At 59.6% G+C, this 20999-nt stretch carries 18 protein-coding genes and 3 tRNA genes; 2 read left to right on the plus strand and 19 right to left on the minus strand.

From position 1 onward, the window contains the following. Nucleotides 1-258 precede the first annotated feature (258 nt). From ampE to J3361_RS06210, 3 genes are all read right to left on the minus strand, one after another. Nucleotides 259-1095 (minus strand): regulatory signaling modulator protein AmpE, encoded by an 837-nt coding sequence (gene ampE, locus J3361_RS06200; RefSeq protein ID WP_207963316.1) that lies wholly within the window; start codon nt 1093-1095, stop codon nt 259-261. After that, nucleotides 1092-1652 carry a 1,6-anhydro-N-acetylmuramyl-L-alanine amidase AmpD gene (ampD, locus tag J3361_RS06205; protein ID WP_207963318.1) on the minus strand — a complete coding sequence of 187 codons (561 nt, stop codon included), beginning with the start codon at nt 1650-1652 and terminating at the stop codon, nt 1092-1094. The genes ampE and ampD overlap by 4 nt, the downstream gene beginning before the upstream one ends. A 64-nt stretch (nt 1653-1716) precedes the next feature. Further along, nucleotides 1717-3930: a DUF1631 domain-containing protein gene (locus J3361_RS06210; protein WP_207963320.1), complete on the minus strand. Its 2214-nt coding sequence runs from the start codon at nt 3928-3930 to the stop codon at nt 1717-1719. A 225-nt stretch (nt 3931-4155) separates the two neighbouring features. On the opposite strand from J3361_RS06210, the gene nadC reads away from it, so the two are divergent. Continuing rightward, a complete protein-coding gene (nadC, locus tag J3361_RS06215) occupies nt 4156-5004 on the plus strand; it encodes a carboxylating nicotinate-nucleotide diphosphorylase (RefSeq protein WP_207963322.1) in 849 nt (282 codons plus the stop codon). A gap of 69 nt (nt 5005-5073) precedes the next feature. On the opposite strand, the gene J3361_RS06220 is transcribed toward nadC, so the two are convergent. Continuing rightward, nucleotides 5074-5379 carry a DUF6388 family protein gene (locus tag J3361_RS06220; protein WP_207963324.1) on the minus strand — a complete coding sequence of 102 codons (306 nt, stop codon included), beginning with the start codon at nt 5377-5379 and terminating at the stop codon, nt 5074-5076. A gap of 305 nt (nt 5380-5684) precedes the next feature. On the opposite strand from J3361_RS06220, the gene J3361_RS06225 reads away from it, so the two are divergent. After that, a complete protein-coding gene (locus J3361_RS06225; protein WP_186705988.1) occupies nt 5685-6233 on the plus strand; it encodes a hypothetical protein in 549 nt (182 codons plus the stop codon). A gap of 10 nt (nt 6234-6243) precedes the next feature. Here the strand turns inward: J3361_RS06225 and J3361_RS06230 are convergent. From J3361_RS06230 to ftsH, 15 genes are all read right to left on the minus strand, one after another. After that, nucleotides 6244-6319: transfer RNA gene (locus J3361_RS06230), tRNA-Thr, on the minus strand. Nucleotides 6320-6444: 125 nt separating this feature from the next. Continuing rightward, complete coding sequence (gene pnp, locus J3361_RS06235) at nt 6445-8550, minus strand: polyribonucleotide nucleotidyltransferase (RefSeq protein ID WP_207963326.1); 2106 nt, start codon at nt 8548-8550, stop codon at nt 6445-6447. A gap of 194 nt (nt 8551-8744) precedes the next feature. After that, complete coding sequence (gene rpsO, locus J3361_RS06240; protein ID WP_011332409.1) at nt 8745-9014, minus strand: 30S ribosomal protein S15; 270 nt, start codon at nt 9012-9014, stop codon at nt 8745-8747. 142 nt (nt 9015-9156) lie between these two features. Continuing rightward, the gene (gene truB / locus J3361_RS06245) at nt 9157-10074 is read right to left on the minus strand and encodes a tRNA pseudouridine(55) synthase TruB (RefSeq protein WP_207963328.1); all 918 of its coding nucleotides are present in this window, start codon (nt 10072-10074) and stop codon (nt 9157-9159) included. A gap of 3 nt (nt 10075-10077) precedes the next feature. Next, nucleotides 10078-10479 (minus strand): 30S ribosome-binding factor RbfA, encoded by a 402-nt coding sequence (rbfA, locus tag J3361_RS06250; RefSeq protein ID WP_181287552.1) that lies wholly within the window; start codon nt 10477-10479, stop codon nt 10078-10080. A gap of 160 nt (nt 10480-10639) precedes the next feature. Then, nucleotides 10640-13159, minus strand: coding sequence for a translation initiation factor IF-2 (gene infB / locus J3361_RS06255; protein WP_186705986.1), 2520 nt, complete (start codon nt 13157-13159; stop codon nt 10640-10642). 27 nt (nt 13160-13186) lie between these two features. Continuing rightward, nucleotides 13187-14668, minus strand: a complete 1482-nt coding sequence (gene nusA, locus J3361_RS06260) for a transcription termination factor NusA (RefSeq protein ID WP_003177868.1) — start codon at nt 14666-14668, stop codon at nt 13187-13189. A gap of 59 nt (nt 14669-14727) precedes the next feature. Next, nucleotides 14728-15186: a ribosome maturation factor RimP gene (gene rimP / locus J3361_RS06265; protein WP_053118762.1), complete on the minus strand. Its 459-nt coding sequence runs from the start codon at nt 15184-15186 to the stop codon at nt 14728-14730. Between the two features lie 140 nt (nt 15187-15326). Continuing rightward, nucleotides 15327-15403 (minus strand) — tRNA-Met (locus J3361_RS06270). A 97-nt stretch (nt 15404-15500) separates the two neighbouring features. Beyond that, a tRNA-Leu gene (locus J3361_RS06275) sits at nt 15501-15586 on the minus strand. A gap of 20 nt (nt 15587-15606) precedes the next feature. Then, the gene (gene secG / locus J3361_RS06280) at nt 15607-15990 is read right to left on the minus strand and encodes a preprotein translocase subunit SecG (protein ID WP_025211789.1); all 384 of its coding nucleotides are present in this window, start codon (nt 15988-15990) and stop codon (nt 15607-15609) included. Between the two features lie 4 nt (nt 15991-15994). Further along, entirely contained in the window at nt 15995-16750 is a 756-nt protein-coding gene (gene tpiA / locus J3361_RS06285) for a triose-phosphate isomerase (RefSeq protein WP_207963330.1), read from the minus strand. A 66-nt stretch (nt 16751-16816) separates the two neighbouring features. Then, a complete protein-coding gene (glmM, locus tag J3361_RS06290) occupies nt 16817-18154 on the minus strand; it encodes a phosphoglucosamine mutase (protein WP_207963331.1) in 1338 nt (445 codons plus the stop codon). A 16-nt stretch (nt 18155-18170) separates the two neighbouring features. Next, entirely contained in the window at nt 18171-19022 is an 852-nt protein-coding gene (folP, locus tag J3361_RS06295; RefSeq protein ID WP_207963333.1) for a dihydropteroate synthase, read from the minus strand. 8 nt (nt 19023-19030) lie between these two features. Beyond that, nucleotides 19031-20944: an ATP-dependent zinc metalloprotease FtsH gene (gene ftsH, locus J3361_RS06300; protein WP_053118351.1), complete on the minus strand. Its 1914-nt coding sequence runs from the start codon at nt 20942-20944 to the stop codon at nt 19031-19033. Nucleotides 20945-20999 lie beyond the last annotated feature (55 nt).

Raw genomic sequence — 20999 nt, forward strand, 5'->3', positions numbered from 1 at the left:
CGGAGACAGCAGAAAGCCACTATTCGGGCGCTGTGCCTGTATAGCCTAAATCGGCGGGGAGATTTGTAACTTAAGGTTAACGAGAGAGATGGACCACGAAAACACTGTGGCGAGGGAGCTTGCTCCCGCTGGCCTGCGAAGCTGGCCCCCGGGTTCCTTCAGGAAGATCGCTTTGTCCGGGTTTGCGGCTGCTGCGCAGCCGAGCGGGAGCAAGCTCCCTCGCCACAAAAAGCGCTTATATACAACCTTGTACGTTGATCAGGCCAACACCGTCCACAACGCAAACCCGGCATACCAGAGCACCGCCGCACGCAGCAGCAGTTCCCACAGACGGTCGAGGCTGTTGATGCCGTCCGGCCCGGCGACGGGCTTGGGGATCTCGCCTGCCACCAGGCCAACCTTGTCGATGAGGTCGGCGGCGCTGATGTTCCAGTTCAACAGTTCATGCAACATGACCCGGCTGACCGCAACGAAATTGCCCACCAAGGCGAAGCTCGCCGCCAGCAATCGCACCGGGACCCAATCGAAGGCATGGCGCATTTGCGCGGCCCGCTCGGCCACGCCGGGGTTCTGGCTGTGCTCGGCGGCCAGCGCCAGCAATCGATAGCTCAAGGCCGCGACCGGGCCCAACACGAAATACCAGAAAATCACCGCGAAAAAGCTCTGGTAGGCCTGCCACAACAAATGGCCCTGGACCCGCTCCAGCAACCGCTCACCGTCATCGGCTTCAATGTCCAGGTCGCGTTTGGCCACGTGGGCCGCCGCTTGCAGGTCCTCCCGACGCCAGGCGTCGCGAAACGGCCCGAGGGCAGCCAGCAGATCACCGCGTCCCAGGCTATAAATCACCACCAGCAAATGCACCGGCAGCGCCAGCAAACCATAGGCCACCGGCTCCAGCACCCACAAAAGCAACGCCAGCAGGGCCACGGGCAGCAGGACCATCGCCGTCAACACCAGCCAAGGCCGGTTGACCCACCGTGGGCTCGCCTCGAGTTTGTTCAGCTCGCGCAGCCAACCGCCGTCGCGCTGGACCCGCTGGCGCAAGGCCGAGAACTTCTCGATCCAGACGGCCAGCAGCAACACCAGAAAACTCATTGTCCTTCCCCTTCTATCAGGGCCGCGCGATAGCGCGCCCAGTCGAATGCCGGTCCCGGATCGGTCTTGCGCCCCGGTGCGATGTCGCTGTGCCCGCAGATACGCTGCACAGTGATCGCCTTGAACGCCGCTTGCAACTGCCGGGTCAGGTCCACCAGTGCGACATATTGCGCGTCGGTGAACGGCAGATCATCCGTGCCCTCCAGCTCGATGCCCAGGGAAAAATCGTTACAGGTCTCCCGCCCCTCGAAGCACGAGACGCCCGCATGCCACGCGCGATCCAGACAAGAGACAAACTGGGTCACGCTGCCGTCACGTTCGATCAGGAAATGTGCGGAGACGCGCAAGTCGGCGATACCGGCAAAGTAGGGATGTTCCGTGACATCCAGACGATTCTGGAAGAATTCCTGCACCTTGCCCGTGGCGAATTGTGCCGGTGGCAGGCTGATGTTGTGGATCACCAGCAAGGAGATTTCGCCTTCCGGGCGCGCATTGAAGTTGGGCGACGGGCAATGACGCACCCCCTCGCACCAACCGCTCGCGGAGTCCAACTGCATACAGGTTCCTTCGATGACGACGGTGAATGCCGTCAGTATGCCGTGATCGGGCCGGGCTGCGCGATCACTTGCCGCGATTGAGCTGGCGCAGATTGCCCAGCACCGACTCCAGCGCCCGGTCGAACAACAGGGTGTCGTCCAACAGCCGCGCCGCGCCCCGGCGGAACTCCAGGGCCAGGCTGGTGCGGCTGTGCTCCAGCACCTTGAGGCCAGTGCGATTGACGAAGACGTATTTGCCGGTGGCCTCGATGATCGCCGCCAGCTTGCAACGCAGGGCATTGTCCTCGTCCTCCTGGAATTCGACCCAGCTCCCCAAGTGCAGTTGGTCGACCTGCAGAAGCCCGACATCATCCGCCGGCAAATGCACCGCCACGTTTTCCCCCGGCGACTTTTGCGACGCACGCAAAACGATTCTTTCCGACACCTCGACCATGGCCGGCAAATCGAGCGACCGGGCCTGTTCCGTTGTCTGGCCCATGCGTTCAAGCGCCTGCACATGCAGGACTTCCAGCTCACTGAAAAACTCGCTGGTGGCGAATGGGTCGAACGCCGAACGGCTCAGGCCTTCACGCAGGGCCTTGAGCAGCTCCGGCACCATCGCCAGCAGACGTAGGCCGGCGTCGGGCTCGTCGTGAGGCTGGACGCTCCAGATCAACTGTTCCAAGGTCAGGACGTCAGCCTGCCACTCGGCGGAGTACTTGCCGTGCTTGAAACAGGTCAGCAACAACACCTGGCTCCAGGCCTGCTGCACGAACTCCACCACCGCTTGTGGCAAGACTTTGCCCAGCATCACCTGGTTCAGCGCCCCTTCGACACGCTGGCGCGCCAGTTCGGCCTTGGCCCGACCTTCTTCGGCGTCGCGGATACGCTGTTCAAGCAACTCGCTGCGGCGCCGCTCATCACTGGTGAAGGCGAGGAAATCGGCGAGCAGTTCGGAGAAAATCGCCGGGTCATCGACGAAGTCATTCAGCAAGCGCTGCACGACCTGCTCAATGCGCAAGTACAGGCTGTCGCGCTGATGATCGTCGCAATCGCCCCAGCCCATCGCCGCGGCCGCGATTTCGTTGAGCAGTCGCCGGGCCGGATGATTGCCGCGACTGAAAAAGCTCTTGTCCTGCACCGCGACCTTGAGCATCGGGATTTGCAGGCGACCGATCAGGGCCTTGAAGGAATCTGGCAGGTTATGGTCGTCGAGGATGAATTCGAACATCATCGAGATCAGGTTGATCACGTCTTCATCAGCACCGTCGACCACCCGGGACTTGCCACTCCTGACGCTGACCCGGGTCAGCAATTGTTCGAGCTGGCTACGCAGATCGAACTCGTCCTGCACGGCAGGCGCAGGCACGTATTGCTGCAAATGGGAAAGCAGCCGCAGCAGGTCGCGGGTGGAAATGGGCTGGGGCGGCACGCTGGGCTCCAGGGTCGGCGCCACGCTGCCACGCACTTGCATCAATAGCTTCTGCAAGGCGGCGAACACCTCCTGCACGCTGTCGTCGACTTCGGCATCGCTGGGCTTGGCGGCGATTTCGGCGCTGGGCCTGGGGTTATCCTCGGGACGATCGGAGACCCGGCGCGCCGGGGTCACCTTGAGCTCCGGCAAGATCCCCGTGGCCGCCAGCAACTGGTTGGCCTCGATATAAAGTTGGTCGCATTCGCTGAGCACATAACGCTCGAACAGTTTGAGCAGGATCAGCTTGACCTTGATGCCCACGCCCAGGTTGCGCCCGGCTTGCAGGAATTTCTCGCACAGCAGGGCCGGGCTCAGGGGGTTGTACTGGTTGGCCAGCGGTCGGTCCAGCAGCACACCGAACCGGGCCGTCAGCTGCTCCAGCGCCACGCCATCGCGCCTGAGCACCCGAGAAACCATGGCCTCGACCGCCAACTGCCGCTCCAGGTCGTCGTGGGAGCGCTGGGGTTGACCGTCCGACGCCAGGGCAGGCGCCAAGGTGGCGTGGGTCAGGTCGTATTGGGCCAGACTGACGAAGGTCTCGAAAAACTGCTCGATGAATTCCCGCTCGATGCTTTTGCGCTTCAGGCGCAGGTCCCGCATGGCCTCGAAGTACAGGTTCTGCTCGACGTCATCGCGCGCCCGGTCGGCCATTTCGAACAAGGTGTCATCAGCGTTATCGAACAGCCCCTGCAAGCCCAGCCGCAACTGCTGGGCGGCCTTGTCGCGAACCTGAAGCAGAATCACAGGCAGGCGGGCGAGCGGCGAACGATTCGCCTGATCGGTAGCCACCTTGTGCAAAGGCACTACATTCCCGTCGTTGTGCATCCTGGCCTCCTGAAACGGTTCTTCGGCTCATGACGTCAAAGCTATGGCGTCAATCGAAAGGCGGATTATGGGTAAAAGAACCCCGCCGCACCAGCGGTACTCTGTGACGCAGCTCGAAATACGGCGCAACTAGTGACCGAAGAAATGAGGAATTGTTGCGAGGACGCGACCAAATGCAGGTTTCGACACCCTATAATCCAGGCCACTTTGTTTGTGGAGCCCGTTATGCCGAATCTACGCCTCGCCGACCTGACCGCCGAAATCGAAGCCAACGTGCGCCGTGCGTTGCTTGAAGACATCGGCAGCGGCGACATCACCGCGCAACTGATCCCCGCCGAACGCCTGGCCAAGGCCACCATCATCACCCGCGATGCGGCGATCATCAGTGGCACGGCCTGGGTCGATGCCGTGTTCCGGCAACTGGACCCGCGTGTCGCGGTGCATTGGCAAGTGCGCGATGGCGACCGGGTCAGCCCCGACCAGGTGCTGTTCCACTTGGAAGGCCCGGCCCGCTCCCTGCTGACCGGCGAACGCAGCGCGCTGAACTTCCTGCAAATGCTTTCCGGCGTCGCCACCCGGGCCCGCTACCTGGCCGACTTCGTCGCCGGGACCCAAGTCAAGTTGCTGGACACCCGCAAGACCCTGCCCGGGCTGCGCCTGGCCCAGAAATACGCAGTCACCTGCGGCGGTTGCCATAACCACCGCATCGGCCTGTACGACGCCTTCCTGATCAAGGAAAACCACATCGCCGCCTGCGGCGGGATCGCCCAGGCCATCGCCGCCGCCCATAAGATCGCACCGGGCAAACCGGTGGAAGTCGAAGTGGAGAGCCTGGCGGAATTGAAAGAAGCGCTGGCGGCCGACGCAGACATCATCATGCTCGACGAACTGAGCCTGGACGACATGCGCGAAGCCGTACGCCTCAATGGCGGCAAGGCGAAACTGGAAGCCAGCGGCGGCATCAACGAAAGCACGTTGCGCCCGATTGCCGAGACCGGGGTGGACTACATCTCGATCGGGGCAATGACCAAGGATGTGAAGGCGGTGGATCTGTCGATGCGCCTTAGTCTCTAAGGAGCTTCAAGCCTCAAGCTGCAAGCTTCAAGCCGTGCTTGCCTTGCAGCTTGCAGCTTGTAGCTGCTTTTAAACTACAAGATTATTCATCTCGCAGTATTCATCCCATTCCACACCCAATACCTCGGCCGCTTCCTTGTGCAACGCAAGGCGCTGCACCTCGAACTCTTCAGGCGTGCTGGTGTACTTGAGCGTCAACTCCCAGGGTTGCAGCCCCTGGGCTTCGGCCTCGTCCTCGAATGCCCATTGGATCTGGTCTTTCTGATCGTCGGCGGACAAGTCCTTGATCTCTTCCAGCAGTTGGGGCGCATCCAGCACATATTTCTTCAGTGCTTCTTCGTGCCTGGCTTCCTGGGACAATGCTTTAACAGTCATGGCGTTCTCGTTGATCTGGGGAATGGAAGATGGATCTGGATCATCAAGGATCTCTCTGACGCAGAAAACCGTTAACAAGCCCGGTTTACCTGGCCTTCAGAACCATTCGTGGATCATCTGAAAACTGCTGGGCGATGCACATGCAGGCAGTGAATATAGGATGTTTTGCCAACGATTTACACGGCTCTTTACATCTATCCCACAAAAAACCATGTGCATACGAAGCTAAGGGGACTAGGGAACATCTGTCAGAACAACCAGTCATAGCAATGTGCCATTCCGGCATCTCACAAGGAACCCCAGTGATGCGCAGCTTTTCGAAACGTTCGTCGACCCGTCTTGCTACCGCGACCTTGCTACTCGGCAGCCTGACCTTGGCCGGCGTTGCCCAAGCGGCGGTTGAAGTCTCCTCCGATGGTCCCTCTGACCACGATGCCATTCCTGCACTTCATTACAACCAATTCGATAAGTACGTACTCGTCAAGACCAACGTGAGCGCCAGCGCTTTGGAAAACCTGCCAAAAGCCGTAAAGAACAATGCCGACGAACTAGAAAACCAGAAACGCACCCTCAGCGACCAGGCCCGCCAGATCGAAGAACTCAAGCGCAACAGCGGGTCCAGCTCCACCTCCAGCAGCAAGGAGATCGACGAGCTCAAGCGCACCATCAAGGAACAGGAAAGCGATCTGAAGGATCTTGGCAAGCAGGTGGAAGAACTCAAGCGCAATAGCGGCTCCAGTTCGAGTTCGAGCAACAGCGAGATTTCGTCCCTGAAACGGGAACTCAGCGATCAGGACAACGAGATGGACCAGCTCAAACGCACGGTCGAGGAGCTGAGCAGGAAGGTGAAATAACGAGGGGAGATGGTGCCCGAGACAGGAATCGAACCTGCGACCTTCGCGTTACGAGTGCGCTGCTCTACCGACTGAGCTACACGGGCGGTGGCTAAAACTAGCACCGTCCCCCGTAGCCAGGCAACCTGCCTGGCGGTGATTTTCACCACACAGCAAAACGCCCCGAACCAGTCGGGGCGTTTGCTTGTTCAGCGGCTAGACAACGGGGTGATTAAACGCCCGATGCCTTGGCTGCTGCGACGTCCTTGATGGACAGCTTGATACGGCCGCGGTTGTCCACGTCCAGTACCAGCACTTCCACTTCCTGGCCTTCCTTCAGGATGTCGGTCACTTTCTCGACGCGAGCATCGCTCAGCATGGAGATGTGAACCAGACCGTCCTTGCCCGGCAGGATGTTGACGAACGCGCCGAAGTCGACGATGCGTTCAACCTTGCCGACGTAGATCTTGCCGATCTCGGCTTCTGCGGTAATACCCAGGACGCGCTGGCGTGCTGCTTCTGCCGCTTCCTTGGTTTCGCCGAAGATCTTGATCGAACCGTCGTCTTCGATGTCGATCGAAGCCTTGGTTTCTTCGCAGATCGCACGGATGGTCGCGCCGCCTTTACCGATGACATCACGGATCTTGTCGGTGTCGATTTTCATCGCGATCATGGTCGGAGCATTTTCCGACAGCTCGGTACGGGACTGACCGATGATCTGGTTCATCTGGCCGAGGATGTTCAGGCGCGCTTCCAGGGCTTGGCCCAGGGCGATTTCCATGATCTCTTCGGTGATGCCCTTGATCTTGATGTCCATCTGCAGTGCGGTGACGCCTTTGGCGGTACCGGCCACTTTGAAGTCCATGTCGCCCAGGTGGTCTTCGTCACCCAGGATGTCGGTCAGGACGGCGAACTTCTCGCCTTCTTTGACCAGACCCATCGCGATACCGGCAACCGGTGCCTTCATCGGCACACCAGCGTCCATCAGCGCCAGGGAAGCGCCGCAGACCGAAGCCATGGAGCTCGAACCGTTGGACTCGGTGATTTCCGATACCACGCGAATGGTATACGGGAACACGTCAGCGGCTGGCAGCATGGCCTGGACCGAACGACGGGCCAGACGGCCGTGACCGATTTCGCGACGACCGGCGCCACCCATGCGACCGCACTCACCCACCGAGAACGGAGGGAAGTTGTAGTGCAGCATGAACGGGTCTTTCTTCTCGCCTTCCAGGGTGTCCAGCAGTTGTGCGTCACGGGCGGTGCCCAGTGTTGCAACGACCAGCGCCTGGGTTTCGCCACGGGTGAACAGTGCCGAACCGTGGGTCTTCGGCAGAACGCCGACTTCGATGTTCAACGGACGTACGGTGCGGGTGTCGCGACCGTCGATACGCGGCTTGCCGTTGACGATGTTTTCGCGAACGGTGCGGTATTCGATTTCACCGAAAGCAGCCTTGACGTCGCTGGACGATGGCTGGCCTTCTTCGCCGGAGAACTTGGCAACGACCTGGTCCTTCAGCTCGCCCAGGCGCGCATAACGGTCGGCCTTGATGGTGATGGTGTAGGCCTGGGAGATCGCGTCGCCGAACTCGGCACGGATCGCGCCCAGCAGCTCGGTGGCTTCTGGCTGTGGCGCCCAGGTCCAGGTTGGCTTGGCAGCTTCTGCGGCCAGTTCCTTGACGGCGTTGATCACCACCTGGAACTCATCGTGGGCGAACAGCACGGCGCCCAGCATCTGGTCTTCGGTCAGCTCTTTAGCTTCGGATTCAACCATCAACACGGCTTCGGAAGTGCCGGCCACGACCATGTCCAGGCTCGAAGCCTTCAACTGCTCGTAAGTCGGGTTCAGCAGGTAGCCGGTGCTTTCGTGGAACGCAACGCGGGCAGCGCCGATCGGGCCATCGAAAGGAATGCCGGAGATGGCCAGGGCCGCCGAGGTACCGATCATCGCAGCGATGTCCGGATCGGTTTTCTTGCTGGTGGACACGACGGTGCAGACAACCTGCACTTCGTTCATGAAACCTTCTGGAAACAGCGGACGGATCGGACGGTCGATCAGTCGGGAAGTCAGGGTTTCTTTCTCGGAAGGACGGCCTTCGCGCTTGAAGAAACCGCCAGGGATCTTACCGGCAGCGTAAGTCTTTTCCTGGTAGTGGACAGACAGAGGGAAGAAGCCCTTGCCTGGATCGGCTTGCTTGGCACCGACAACGGTCACCAATACGCTGACGTCGTCGTCAACGGTGACCAGCACTGCGCCGGAGGCCTGACGGGCGATTCGGCCAGTCTCGAGGGTAACGGTCGACTGACCGAACTGGAATTTTTTGATTACCGGGTTCACGGTGTCCTACCTTCTTTGTGGCTCTTGGGGAACTTGTCTTCTTGCGAAATTCTTGGGCAATGACGGGAATCGGCCCGACGCCTGTCCAGGGTAAAACGTGTATCCAGATAAAACTTGAGGCTGGGAGCCTGCCATGCGCCAGCGGGAAACCCACTGACACACGACAGACCACCAACCTCTAGCGCAATCGCTGATTAGCGACGCAGACCCAGGCGAGCGATCAGAGCGCTGTAACGGCTCACGTCCTTGCCTTTCAGGTAGTCCAGCAGCTTACGACGCTGGTTTACCATGCGGATCAGACCACGACGGGAGTGGTGATCTTTACCGTTGGCCTTGAAGTGACCTTGCAGTTTGTTGATGTTGGCGGTCAGCAGTGCAACTTGCACTTCTGGCGAACCAGTGTCACCAACAGCTTGCTGGTAGTCAGCTACGATTTGAGCTTTTTCTTGAACGTCGAGAGCCATGAGGCAATCCTTTTAGTCAGGAAACTGTTCCGAGGAACAGCTTCAACAGGCCAGGGACAAATCCCTGTATCTATAAATGAGTAGTGACCGTGCCTGTTAACAGCCACACTCGCCAACCCGCTGTTACGCAGGCTGGTTCCGGTCATTCCGACCGAATCAGTCGACGCGGCGCAATGCGCCCGTCTTCGCTCACTTCACCGATACCGATGAAGCGACCGTTGTGATCCTGTACCCGGACCATGCCGAACTTCGGCGCATCCGGGGCACGTACCGGCTGGCCGTTGAGCCAGTAGAACGCGCTGTGTTCCGAGAACTGCAAGAGCGGCCAATCCAGCAGGCCGCTGTCCGATGGCATCAGGAAACGGTCAACCGCTTCGTTACCGCCTTCGGCATGTACCGCTTCAAGCTCCTCCAGCGTGACCGTCTGGGCCAACGTGAAAGGCCCGGCCTGGGTCCGTCGCAATTCTGCCACGTATGCGCCACAGCCGAGCTGCTCGCCGATATCCTCCACCAGGGTCCGGATATAGGTGCCCTTGCTGCAATCCACGGCCAGCCGCGCAGTATTACCGTCAAAGGCCAGCAATTCCAAGCGCGCAATAGTAACAGAACGCGGTTCGCGCTCCACTACTTCGCCTGCACGGGCCAGTTTATACAACGGCTGTCCATCGCGCTTCAAAGCGGAGTACATCGGCGGTATCTGACTGATTTGCCCGCGAAATTTCGGCAACACCGCTTCGACATCCGCCTGACCAACGGTCACCGGGCGCTCCAGCAAAACGTCACCTTCGGCGTCCGCCGTGGTAGTCGTCTTGCCCAGTTGCGCCAGGGTTTCGTAACCCTTGTCGGAATCGAGCAGGTACTGGGAGAACTTGGTCGCCTCGCCAAAGCACAGTGGCAGCACGCCAGTGGCCAGCGGATCGAGGCTACCGGTGTGCCCGGCCTTTTCGGCATTGAGCAGCCAGCGGACCTTTTGCAAGGCCGCGTTGGAGGTGAACCCCAGCGGCTTGTCGAGCAGGATGATACCGCTGACGTTACGACGGATACGTTTGACCTGAGCCACCGATTACTCCTTGGTGTCTTCAGGTTCAGCCGCAGCCGGATGCTGGCTGTCTTCCGCCACGGCGCGCTCGATCAGTGCCGACAGATGCGCACCCCGGACGACGCTTTCGTCGTAATGGAAGTGCAACTGCGGGACGCTGCGCAGCTTCATCTCCCGGGCCAACTGCATACGCAGGAAGCCGGCGGCCGAGTTGAGCACCTTGATGCTCTGGGCGATTTCCTCAGCGCTGTCCTGGCCCATCACGGTGATGAAAATCTTGGCGTGACCGACGTCACGGCTGACTTCCACTGCGGTGATGGTGACCAGGCCGACGCGCGGGTCTTTGACTTCGCGACGGATCAGTTGGGCCAGCTCGCGCTGCATCTGATCGCCGATTCGTTGGGTACGGCTGTATTCTTTTGCCATGTCTTGTTACCTGTTACTGCCCCACGGTGAAACCCGTGAGGTCTGAAAGCGGCAAACGCCCGGCCTGGCGAAAAGCCAGACCGGGCGTTGCGTTTAGAGTCCGCCAGCCGGGCAGCGCATGTTCATGCGGCTGCCCGGTGCGGCTCTTGAAGTGCGCGAGTTAGAGGCTGCGAGCAACCTGGACCTTCTCGAAGACTTCGATCTTGTCGCCGACCTTGACGTCGTTGTAGCTCTTGACGCCAATACCGCATTCCATGCCGGCACGCACTTCGGAAGCGTCATCCTTGAAGCGACGCAGGGATTCCAGCTCGCCTTCGAAGATCACGATGTCTTCACGCAGTACACGGATCGGACGGTTACGGTGAACGACACCTTCGATCACCATGCAACCGGCGATGGCACCGAACTTCGGCGAACGGAACACGTCGCGAACTTCGGCCACGCCCAGGATGTTCTCCCGGACGTCGCTGCCCAGCATACCGGTCAACGCTTTCTTGACGTCTTCGATGATGTCGTAGATCACGTTGTAGTAACGCATATCCAGGCCTTCCTGCTCGACGATCTTGCGAGCGCCGGCATCGGCACGCACGTTGAAGCCGAACAGTACAGCGTTGGAAGCCAGTGCCAGGTTGGCATCGGACTCGGTGATACCACCGACACCGCCACCGACCACGCGCACTTGCACTTCGTCGTTACCCAGGCCATTCAAGGCGCCGTTCAACGCTTCCAGGGAACCACGGACGTCGGATTTGAGGACGATGTTGAGCGTCTTCTTCTCTTCCTGGCCCATGTTCTCGAAGATGTTTTCCAGCTTGCCAGCGTGAGCACGAGCCAGTTTGACTTCGCGGAACTTGCCTTGACGGAACAGAGCCACTTCACGGGCTTTCTTCTCGTCAGCCACAACGCTCATCTCGTCGCCAGCGTCCGGGGTGCCGTCCAGGCCGAGGATCTCGACCGGGATAGCCGGACCGGCTTCCTTGATAGGCTTGCCATTCTCGTCGAGCATGGCGCGCACGCGGCCATAGTTCGAGCCGACCAGCACCATGTCGCCTTGACGCAGCGTACCGTCCTGGACCAGGACCGTTGCAACCGGGCCACGGCCCTTGTCGAGGCGCGATTCAACCACAACGCCACGGCCAGGCGCCGAAGGCGTAGCGGTCAGTTCGAGAACCTCGGCCTGCAACAGAACGGCTTCGAGCAGTTCGTCAACGCCGGTACCCATCTTCGCCGAGACCGGAACGAATGGAGTGTCGCCACCCCACTCTTCGGAGGTCACGCCGTGGACCGACAGTTCGCTGCGGATGCGATCGAGATCGGCGCCCGGCTTGTCGATCTTGTTCACCGCAACCACCAGCGGCACGCCAGCAGCCTTGGCATGCTGAACGGCTTCGATGGTTTGTGGCATCACGCCGTCGTCCGCTGCAACCACCAGGATCACGATGTCGGTCGCCTTGGCACCACGGGCACGCATCGCGGTAAACGCGGCGTGACCCGGGGTGTCGAGGAACGTCACCATGCCGCGGTCGGTTTCAACGTGGTAAGCACCGATGTGCTGGGTAATACCACCCGCTTCACCGGCCGCCACCTTGGCACGACGAATGTAGTCGAGCAGGGACGTTTTACCGTGGTCGACGTGGCCCATGACGGTCACGACCGGAGCACGGGAAACCGCCTCACCTTCGAACTTCAGGGACTCGGCCAGGGAATCTTCCAGGGCGGTGTCGCTGACCAGGGTCACTTTGTGGCCCAGTTCTTCAGCAACCAGTTGGGCAGTTTCCTGGTCCAGTACCTGGTTGATGGTGGCTGGCGTACCCAGCTTGAACATGAACTTGATGATTTCAGCAGCCTTGACCGACATCTGCTGGGCCAGATCGCCCACAGTGATGGTCTCGCCGATCTTCACTTCACGCACGACAGGGCCGGTAGGGCTCTGGAAACCGTGGGCGTTGCGTTTCTTCAGCTTGGCCTTGCCGCGACCGCCACGACGGAAGCCGTCGCTTTCTTCGTCGGTGGTACGTGGCGCAACACGAGGTGCTGGCGCCTTTTCCTTGACCGAAGCACGATGAGGCGCGTTCTTGCGTTCACCATCGCCGCTGCCACGACGGTTGTCGTCGGCACGTGGCTTGTCCGGACGACGCTGTTCGTCGCGCTTGCGAGTGTCGGCTGGAGCCGGAGCAGCAGCCACGACTGGCGCCGCTTCGCGCACAGGTTCGGCGGCCGGGGCAACAGCCTCGACGGCTTCTACCGGAGCGGTTTGCGCAGCAGCAGGCTGGCGGCGCGCTTCTTCTTCGGCGCGACGCTTGGCTTCTTCTTCAGCCTTCTGACGAGCAGCATTTTCTACTGCGCGACGTTCTTCCTGTTCGCGTTTGCGCTCGGCTTCGATTTCTTCCGGGCTGCGCTGTACGAAGACTTTCTTCTTGCGTACTTCAACGCTGATGCTTTTGCTACCGGCAACACGCAGGGTGCTGGTGGTTTTACGCTGCAGAGTGATCTTGCGCGGTTCTTCCACTTTTGCCTTGTGACTGCTCTTCAAGTGAGTCAGCAGGGATTGCTTCTCACTGTCGGTCACATGTTCCTCGGCGGCGGTGTGCGGCAGACCTGCCTCACGCATCTGCTGCAACAGGCGCTCTACCGGTGTTTTGACCTCATCGGCCAGTTGTTTCACCGTGACTTGCGTCATGCACTTCTCTCCTCAGGCCGCGCCTAATTACTCGAACCAGTGGGCTCGGGCGGCCATGATCAACTTGCCGGCACGATCATCGTCAATGCCGTCGATGTCGAGCAGATCGTCAATAGACTGCTCGGCCAGGTCTTCGCGGGTAATTACGCCGCGCACCGCCAGTTCCATCGCCAAATCCTTGTCCATGCCCTCAAGCGAGAGCAGGTCTTCGGCCGGATGGGCGTCTGCCAGCTTTTCCTCAGTAGCGATGGCTTTGGTCAACAAACGATCCTTGGCCCGAGCGCGAAGCTCGTTGACGATTTCCTCGTCAAAGCCGTCGATGTTGAGCATTTCCTCCACCGGTACGTAGGCAATCTCTTCCAGGCTGGTAAAGCCTTCATCCACCAGCACCTGCGCCAGCTCTTCATCGACTTCAAGCTCTTCGATGAAGTTGCGCAGGATGTCGCCGGTTTCAGCTTGCTGCTTAGCCTGGATGTCCGATTCGGTCATCACGTTCAGGGTCCAGCCAGTCAATTGGCTGGCCAGACGCACGTTCTGACCTCCGCGACCGATGGCCTGAGCCAGATTGTCTGCGCCAACGGCGATGTCCATGGCGTGGGCATCTTCGTCGACGATAATTGCCGCCACTTCAGCAGGCGACATGGCATTGATCACGAACTGAGCCGGGTTGTCGTCCCACAGGACGATGTCCACGCGCTCGCCGCCCAACTCGCCGGATACGGCCTGGACACGCGAACCACGCATGCCGATGCAGGCACCTTGTGGGTCGATACGCTTGTCCTTGGAGCGGACCGCGATCTTGGCGCGCGAACCCGGATCACGGGAAGCGGCCATGACTTCGATCAGGCCTTCAGCAATTTCCGGCACTTCGATGCGGAACAACTCGATCAGCATTTCCGGCGCTGTACGCGACAGGATCAACTGCGGGCCCCGGTTCTCGGTGCGGATTTCCTTGAGCAGCGCACGCAAACGCACGCCAACCCGGAAAGTTTCGCGAGAAATGATGTCTTCGCGAGCCAGCAACGCTTCGGCGTTGTTGCCCAGGTCGACGATCACGTTGTCGCGGGTGACTTTTTTCACGGTGCCGGAGATGATTTCCCCCAGGCGCTCGCGATAAGCGTCGACGACTTGCGCGCGCTCGGCTTCGCGAACCTTCTGCACAATGACCTGCTTGGCAGTCTGTGCAGCGATGCGACCGAATTCAATGGACTCGATTTTTTCTTCGACGACATCACCGACCTTGGCGCCCGGGTGCGTTTCTGCAACCTTGCTCGGCCAGGTTTCGATAGCAGGATCGTCCAGGTCGGCTTCCTCGACGACCGTCCAGCGACGGAAAGTCTCGTAGGCACCCGTGTGGCGATTGATCTCCACACGCAAATCAACTTCGTCTTCGAACCGCTTCTTGGTAGCAGTGGCCAGAGCCAGCTCCAGCGCTTCAAAAATAACGTTAGCCGGTACGCCCTTTTCATTGGATACCGACTCAACAACCAGCAGTACTTCTTTGCTCATCGTACGCCTCGCCTTTCGCAAGCCATTGGATCCGCGGGATCCGCAGTATCTGGCACGTATCAGTCAAAACTGGGAATAATGTTGGCCTTGTCGATCATATCGATCGGCAACAGGAACTCATGGTCATCTACCTGCACCACGACGTCCTGCTCTTCTACACCGCGCAGAAGGCCTTGAAAGTTGCGTCGACCTTCGAAAGGCGAGCGCAGCTTGATCTTCACTTGTTCACCGGCAAACAAAGCGAACTGTTCAAGTGTGAACAGGGGGCGCTCCATGCCAGGCGAGGAAACTTCAAGGGTGTATTCGGAGGTGATTGGATCTTCAACATCCAGTACACCGCTGATCTGGCGGCTGACGATGGCGCAATCGTCCACCAACACGCCGCCTTCCTTATCGATATAAACGCGCAACAGTGAGTGGCGACCTTGAGCCGAAAACTCAATACCCCAGCATTCATAGCCAAGGGCCACGACCACCGGGGCCAACAAGGCCTGCAACTGTTCTAGCTTGCTCGACACCTGAACCCCCTCGTGCATGTTTGTGCATGCTGTGCAAATAAAAAAAAATGGGCGAATCGCCCATCCCTGAAACGCCGTCGAACAGCGGCGTTATAAAGTGTCCAGCTAACAAAAAGCCCCTTGGAAGGGGCCCCTGAAACTGGTTGCGGGAGCCGGATTTGAACCGACGACCTTCGGGTTATGAGCCCGACGAGCTACCAGACTGCTCCATCCCGCGACAAAGCTGGGGCGGAAGTATACGACCGATCCCTTACAGGGTCAATGTAACGCTTCCACCTACAAGAAAGCCCGCATTCGCGGGCTCTCCTGATAATTGGTACCGAGAAGGGGACTCGAACCCCTACACCCTATGGGCACAACCACCTCAAGGTTGCGTGTCTACCAATTCCACCACCTCGGCAATACAGCGTTGAAACCTTCTTACTTCTGCTCTTGAGCTGGAGGCACGTCAGTCGCCGGATTGGCCGACTTTTGCTCTTGAAGCACCGGGACATCATCAGAAGCCGGTTGTTGCTTTGGCGCTTCCAATACCGCTGGGTTTGGCAAACCTACTTGAGTCAGCTCGTGAGCTTTCTCTTTAGCAAAGTAACCTAACCCTAAGCTGGTTATGAAGAAACCGGCGGCAAGTATAGCAGTAAACTTACTAAGAAAGGTAGAGGAACCTTGGCTTCCGAACACAGTATTTGAAGCACCTGCACCGAAAGACGCACCAGCATCCGCACCTTTACCCTGCTGCAGCAATACGAGAGCAACTACGCCCAGTGCACCCAACAGATGAAAAACGACTACGACTGTTTCCAGCATTTTTTCAGTTTCCCGCGGCGCGACAAATCGCACCGAACTCATCTGCATTCAGGGAGGCTCCACCAATGAGCCCCCCATCGATATCCGGCATGCCGAACAGTTCGACCGCATTGGCCGCCTTCACGCTGCCGCCGTATAGAAGCCGCACACCTCGTGCCACTTCAGAATTCTCTGCCGCCAACTGCACACGGATGGCTGCGTGCACATCCTGCGCCTGTTGCGGCGAAGCAGTCAGCCCAGTGCCAATGGCCCAGACCGGCTCGTATGCAATGATTGCCTTTGCAAAAGCACCGACACCCAGCTCCTCGATGATGCTGCCCAGCTGACGCTCGACAACCTCAAGGGTCTTGCCTGCCTCACGCTGCTCACGGGTTTCCCCTATGCACAACACCGGAGTCAGACCACAGGCCTGGGCCGCAGCAAATTTGCGGATCAAGGTCTTGTCCTGCTCGCCCATGATCTGGCGACGCTCGGAGTGCCCGACCAGGACCAGGGAACAACCTGCATCCACCAATTGACTCGGTGCAATCTCCCCGGTCAACGCACCTTGCATGGCTTCCATCGCAGAGTTCTGCGCGCCGACCGAAATCGACTTACCCTTCAAGCCATCAATCACTTGATTGATATACAAGCAAGGCGGGAATACCGCGACATCAACACCGCTTGGCAAGGCCAGATGACGAAGGCCATTGATCAGCTCAGCGACGCTGGCGCGGGTACCGTGCATCTTCCAGTTACCAGCTACCATAGGGCGACGCATGCTGTACCTCGTCGGTCAAAGTGGGCGCAGATGTTACCCAACGGATTCATGACTGGCAAGCCGAATTCAGGCAGAAACTTCAGTAACCAGCTTTGCCAGCTCTTCGGCATAACCGCGAACTTGCGCTTCATCCTCGCCTTCGACCATGACACGCACCAACGGCTCTGTGCCGGACTTGCGCAACAATACGCGTCCACGCCCCGCCATCGCTTGTGTTACACGCTCACTGGCCTGCTTGACCTTCGCATGTTCGAGGGGGTTTACACCGCCACCAAAACGCACGTTGATCAACACTTGCGGGCATTTGCGCAATGCCTGGCGAGATTGCGCAAGCCCTTCGTTGCGCGCCTTGAGCGCCATCAATACCTGCAAGGCGGCAATGATCGCATCGCCAGTGGTGGTGTGGTCGAAGCAAACGATGTGGCCGGAGTTCTCGCCCCCGATCACCCAATTGCGCTCCAGCAACTCCGAGATCACGTAGCGGTCGCCCACGTTGGCGCGCACGAACGGGATATCCAGGTCCGCCAGGGCCAACTCAAGCCCGAGGTTGCTCATCAATGTGCCAACCACGCCGCCCTGCAGCTTGCCACGCCCATGCAGGTCGCGAGCAATGATGAACAGCAGTTCGTCACCATCGACAACCGTGCCGGTGTGATCAACCATCAGGACCCGATCACCGTCGCCATCGAAAGCGATCCCGAGATCAGCCTGCTCGGCCAGCACCGCAGCCTGCAACGCCTCGGTATGGGTGGAGCCGCAGTTGTGGTTGATGTTCAGGCCATTGGGCTGGGCGGACAGCACCACCACTTCGGCACCCAGCTCGCGAAAGACGCTCGGCGCGACCTTATAGGTTGCCCCGTGGGCGCAATCGACGACGATTTTCAGGCCAGAAAAACTGGTGCCGGTCGGCACACTGCCTTTACAGAACTCGATGTAGCGACCCGATGCATCGTTGATCCGCGACACCTTGCCGATCTTGCTCGACTCGACCACTGTCATCGGAGTGTCCAGCAGCTCTTCGATCATCAGCTCAATATCATCTGGCAGCTTGGTACCCTGACCGGAGAAGAACTTGATGCCGTTGTCGTCATGGGGATTGTGCGAGGCACTGATCACGATGCCGGCCTGGGCCTGGAACGTACGCGTCAGGTAGGCAATGGCTGGCGTCGGCATCGGGCCGAGCAGCATCACATCGGCGCCCGCCGACGTCAGGCCGGCCTCCAGGGCCGATTCGAACATGTAGCCGGAAATACGCGTGTCCTTACCGACCAGCACCTTGCAGGCGCCCATCTTGCGGAACGCCATGCCGGCCGCCCAGCCGAGCTTGAGCATGAAATCAGGGGTAATAGGGTATTCGCCGACCCGACCACGAATACCGTCGGTGCCAAAATATTTCTTGCTCATAAGTGCTCCGTCATTCTTATTCGGCTGAATCCACAGCTGCGATCATCCGCACGACATCCATCGTTTCGGCGACATCGTGCACGCGCAATATGCGTGCACCTTTACCCAGGGCCAAGGCCGCAAGGGCGAGACCACCATACAGGCGCTCGCCCACCGGGCGACCCAGGGCATTGCCTATCATGCTCTTTCGCGAAACCCCGACCAACAGGGGCCGCCCCAGAGCATGCAAGGCTTCCATATGTTTGAACAGACTCAGGTTGTGCGCCAGGGTCTTGGCAAAGCCGAACCCGGGATCAAGAATGATCCGTTCGGCGGGAATGCCCACGGCAGCACACTGGTCCAGACGCGCCACCAGGAACTCACTGACTTCCCTGGTGACATCTTCATAGTGCGGGTCGTTCTGCATGGTCCCCGGCTCGCCGAGCATATGCATCAGGCACACCGGCAACCCAGTGGCCGCCGCGGCATCCAGGGCACCATCGCGCCGCAAGGATCGAACATCATTGATCAAGCCCGCCCCCAGCCGTGCAGTTTCGCGCATGACCGCAGGCGTGGACGTATCGACCGAGATAATCACATCCAGTTCGCGATGGATGCGCTCGACAATCGGCGCCACCCGCTCCAGCTCCTCGGTGGGCGAGACCGCCCGCGCGCCCGGACGGGTCGATTCGCCCCCCACATCGATCAGCGTCGCACCGGCGGCCACCATGGCCTCGGCATGCCGCAGTGCAGCATCGAGCTGACTGAATCGACCGCCATCGGAAAAGGAGTCAGGGGTGACATTGAGGATGCCCATGACATGCGCATGGGTTAAATCAAGAACCCGGTTGCCGCAAGGCAACCGGGTCGAGGACTGAACAGAAGTCATTTCAAGCCTTAGACATCAGCGGCCGGGCCGCCAATCGGTGTTTCCGGACGTTCACCCTGCACCGCCGGTGGCGTGCCGGAAGTACCGGTACCGCCGCCCGACCAGTCACGCGGCTCACGAGGTTCGCGGCCCGCCATGATGTCGTCGATCTGCTCGGCATCGATGGTTTCATACTTCATCAGGGCATCGGCCATGGCATCGAGCTTGTCACGGTTGTCCGTGAGAATCTGCCGAGCAGTGCCATAGCACTGGTCGATGATACTGCGCACTTCGGAATCGATCAGCTTGGCCGTCTCGCCGGAGAAGCTTGCATGCTGGCCACCGCCACCACGACCGAGGAATACCTCGCCCTCTTCTTCGGCGTACATCAGCGGCCCCAACTTCTCGGACAGGCCCCATTTGGTGACCATGTTCCGGGCGATCTGGCTGGCGCGCATGATGTCGTTGGACGCCCCCGTGGTCACACCGTCGAAGCCCAGGGTCATTTCTTCAGCGATACGACCGCCGTACAACGAACAGATCTGGCTGATCAATGCGCGCTTGGACAGGCTGTAGCGATCTTCTTCCGGCAGGAACATGGTCACGCCCAAGGCACGACCGCGCGGGATGATCGAGACTTTGTAGACCGGATCATGTTCGGGCACGACACGACCGACGATGGCGTGACCCGCCTCGTGATACGCAGTGTTCTGCTTCTCTTTCTCCGACATGACCATGGATTTGCGCTCGGCGCCCATCATGATCTTGTCCTTCGCCAGCTCGAATTCCTTCATTTCCACGACGCGCTTGCCAGTGCGAGCAGCAAAGAGCGACGCTTCGTTGACCAGGTTCGCCAGGTCAGCACCGGAAAAGCCCGGCGTACCACGCGCGATGACGGCCGGAGCGACATCGTCACCCATTGGCACCTTGCGCATATGGACCTTGAGGATCTGCTCGCGGCCGCGAATATCCGGCAGCCCCACTACGACCTGACGGTCGAAACGACCTGGACGCAGCAGCGCAGGGTCAAGCACATCAGGACGGTTGGTGGCGGCAATCACGATGATGCCGTCGTTCATTTCGAAACCGTCCATCTCCACCAGCAACTGGTTGAGAGTCTGCTCGCGCTCGTCGTGACCGCCACCCATGCCGGCGCCACGATGGCGACCGACGGCGTCGATTTCGTCGATGAAGATGATGCAAGGCGCGTGCTTCTTGGCCTGCTCGAACATATCGCGGACACGACTGGCGCCCACACCAACGAACATTTCGACGAAGTCGGAACCGGAAATCGTAAAGAACGGCACCTTGGCTTCACCGGCAATCGCCTTGGCCAGCAAGGTTTTACCGGTACCTGGCGGACCGACCATCAGCACGCCGCGCGGAATACGACCGCCCAGACGCTGGAACTTGCCCGGATCGCGCAGGAACTCGACCAGCTCGCCGACTTCTTCCTTGGCTTCGTCGCAACCTGCGACGTCAGCCAGGGTGGTTTTCACCTGGTCTTCGGACAGCAACCGAGCCTTGCTCTTGCCAAAGCTCATCGGCCCGCCCTTGCCTCCACCGCCGCCCTGCATCTGGCGCATGAAGAACATGAACACGGCGATGATCACCAGGATCGGGAAGCTGGCGACCAGGAGCTGGGTCCAGATGCTTTGCTGCTCAGGCTGCTTGCCTTCGACCACGACATGGTTGTCCACCAGGTCGCCGATCAGGCCATTGTCCTGAATTGCCGGACGAATGGTCTTGAAGCTATCGCCATCGGTGCGCTTGCCGGTAATCACATAGCCATCAACGGCTACACGCTCGACCTTGCCATCCTTGACCTGCTGGATGAAGTCGGAATAGTTGAGGGTCTGCGGCTCGTTAGGACTGGAGAAGTTGTTCATCACGGTCACCAGGACAGCGGCGATGATCAACCACAGGATCAGATTCTTTGCCATATCGTTCAATTAACTACCCTCTGAAGCAAGCTCCGCTACTGGCGCGCGCTTCGCA

It is taken from the genome of Pseudomonas sp. OA65, assembly GCF_017498305.1.
Classification (GTDB): Bacteria; Pseudomonadota; Gammaproteobacteria; order Pseudomonadales; family Pseudomonadaceae; genus Aquipseudomonas; species Aquipseudomonas zanjanensis.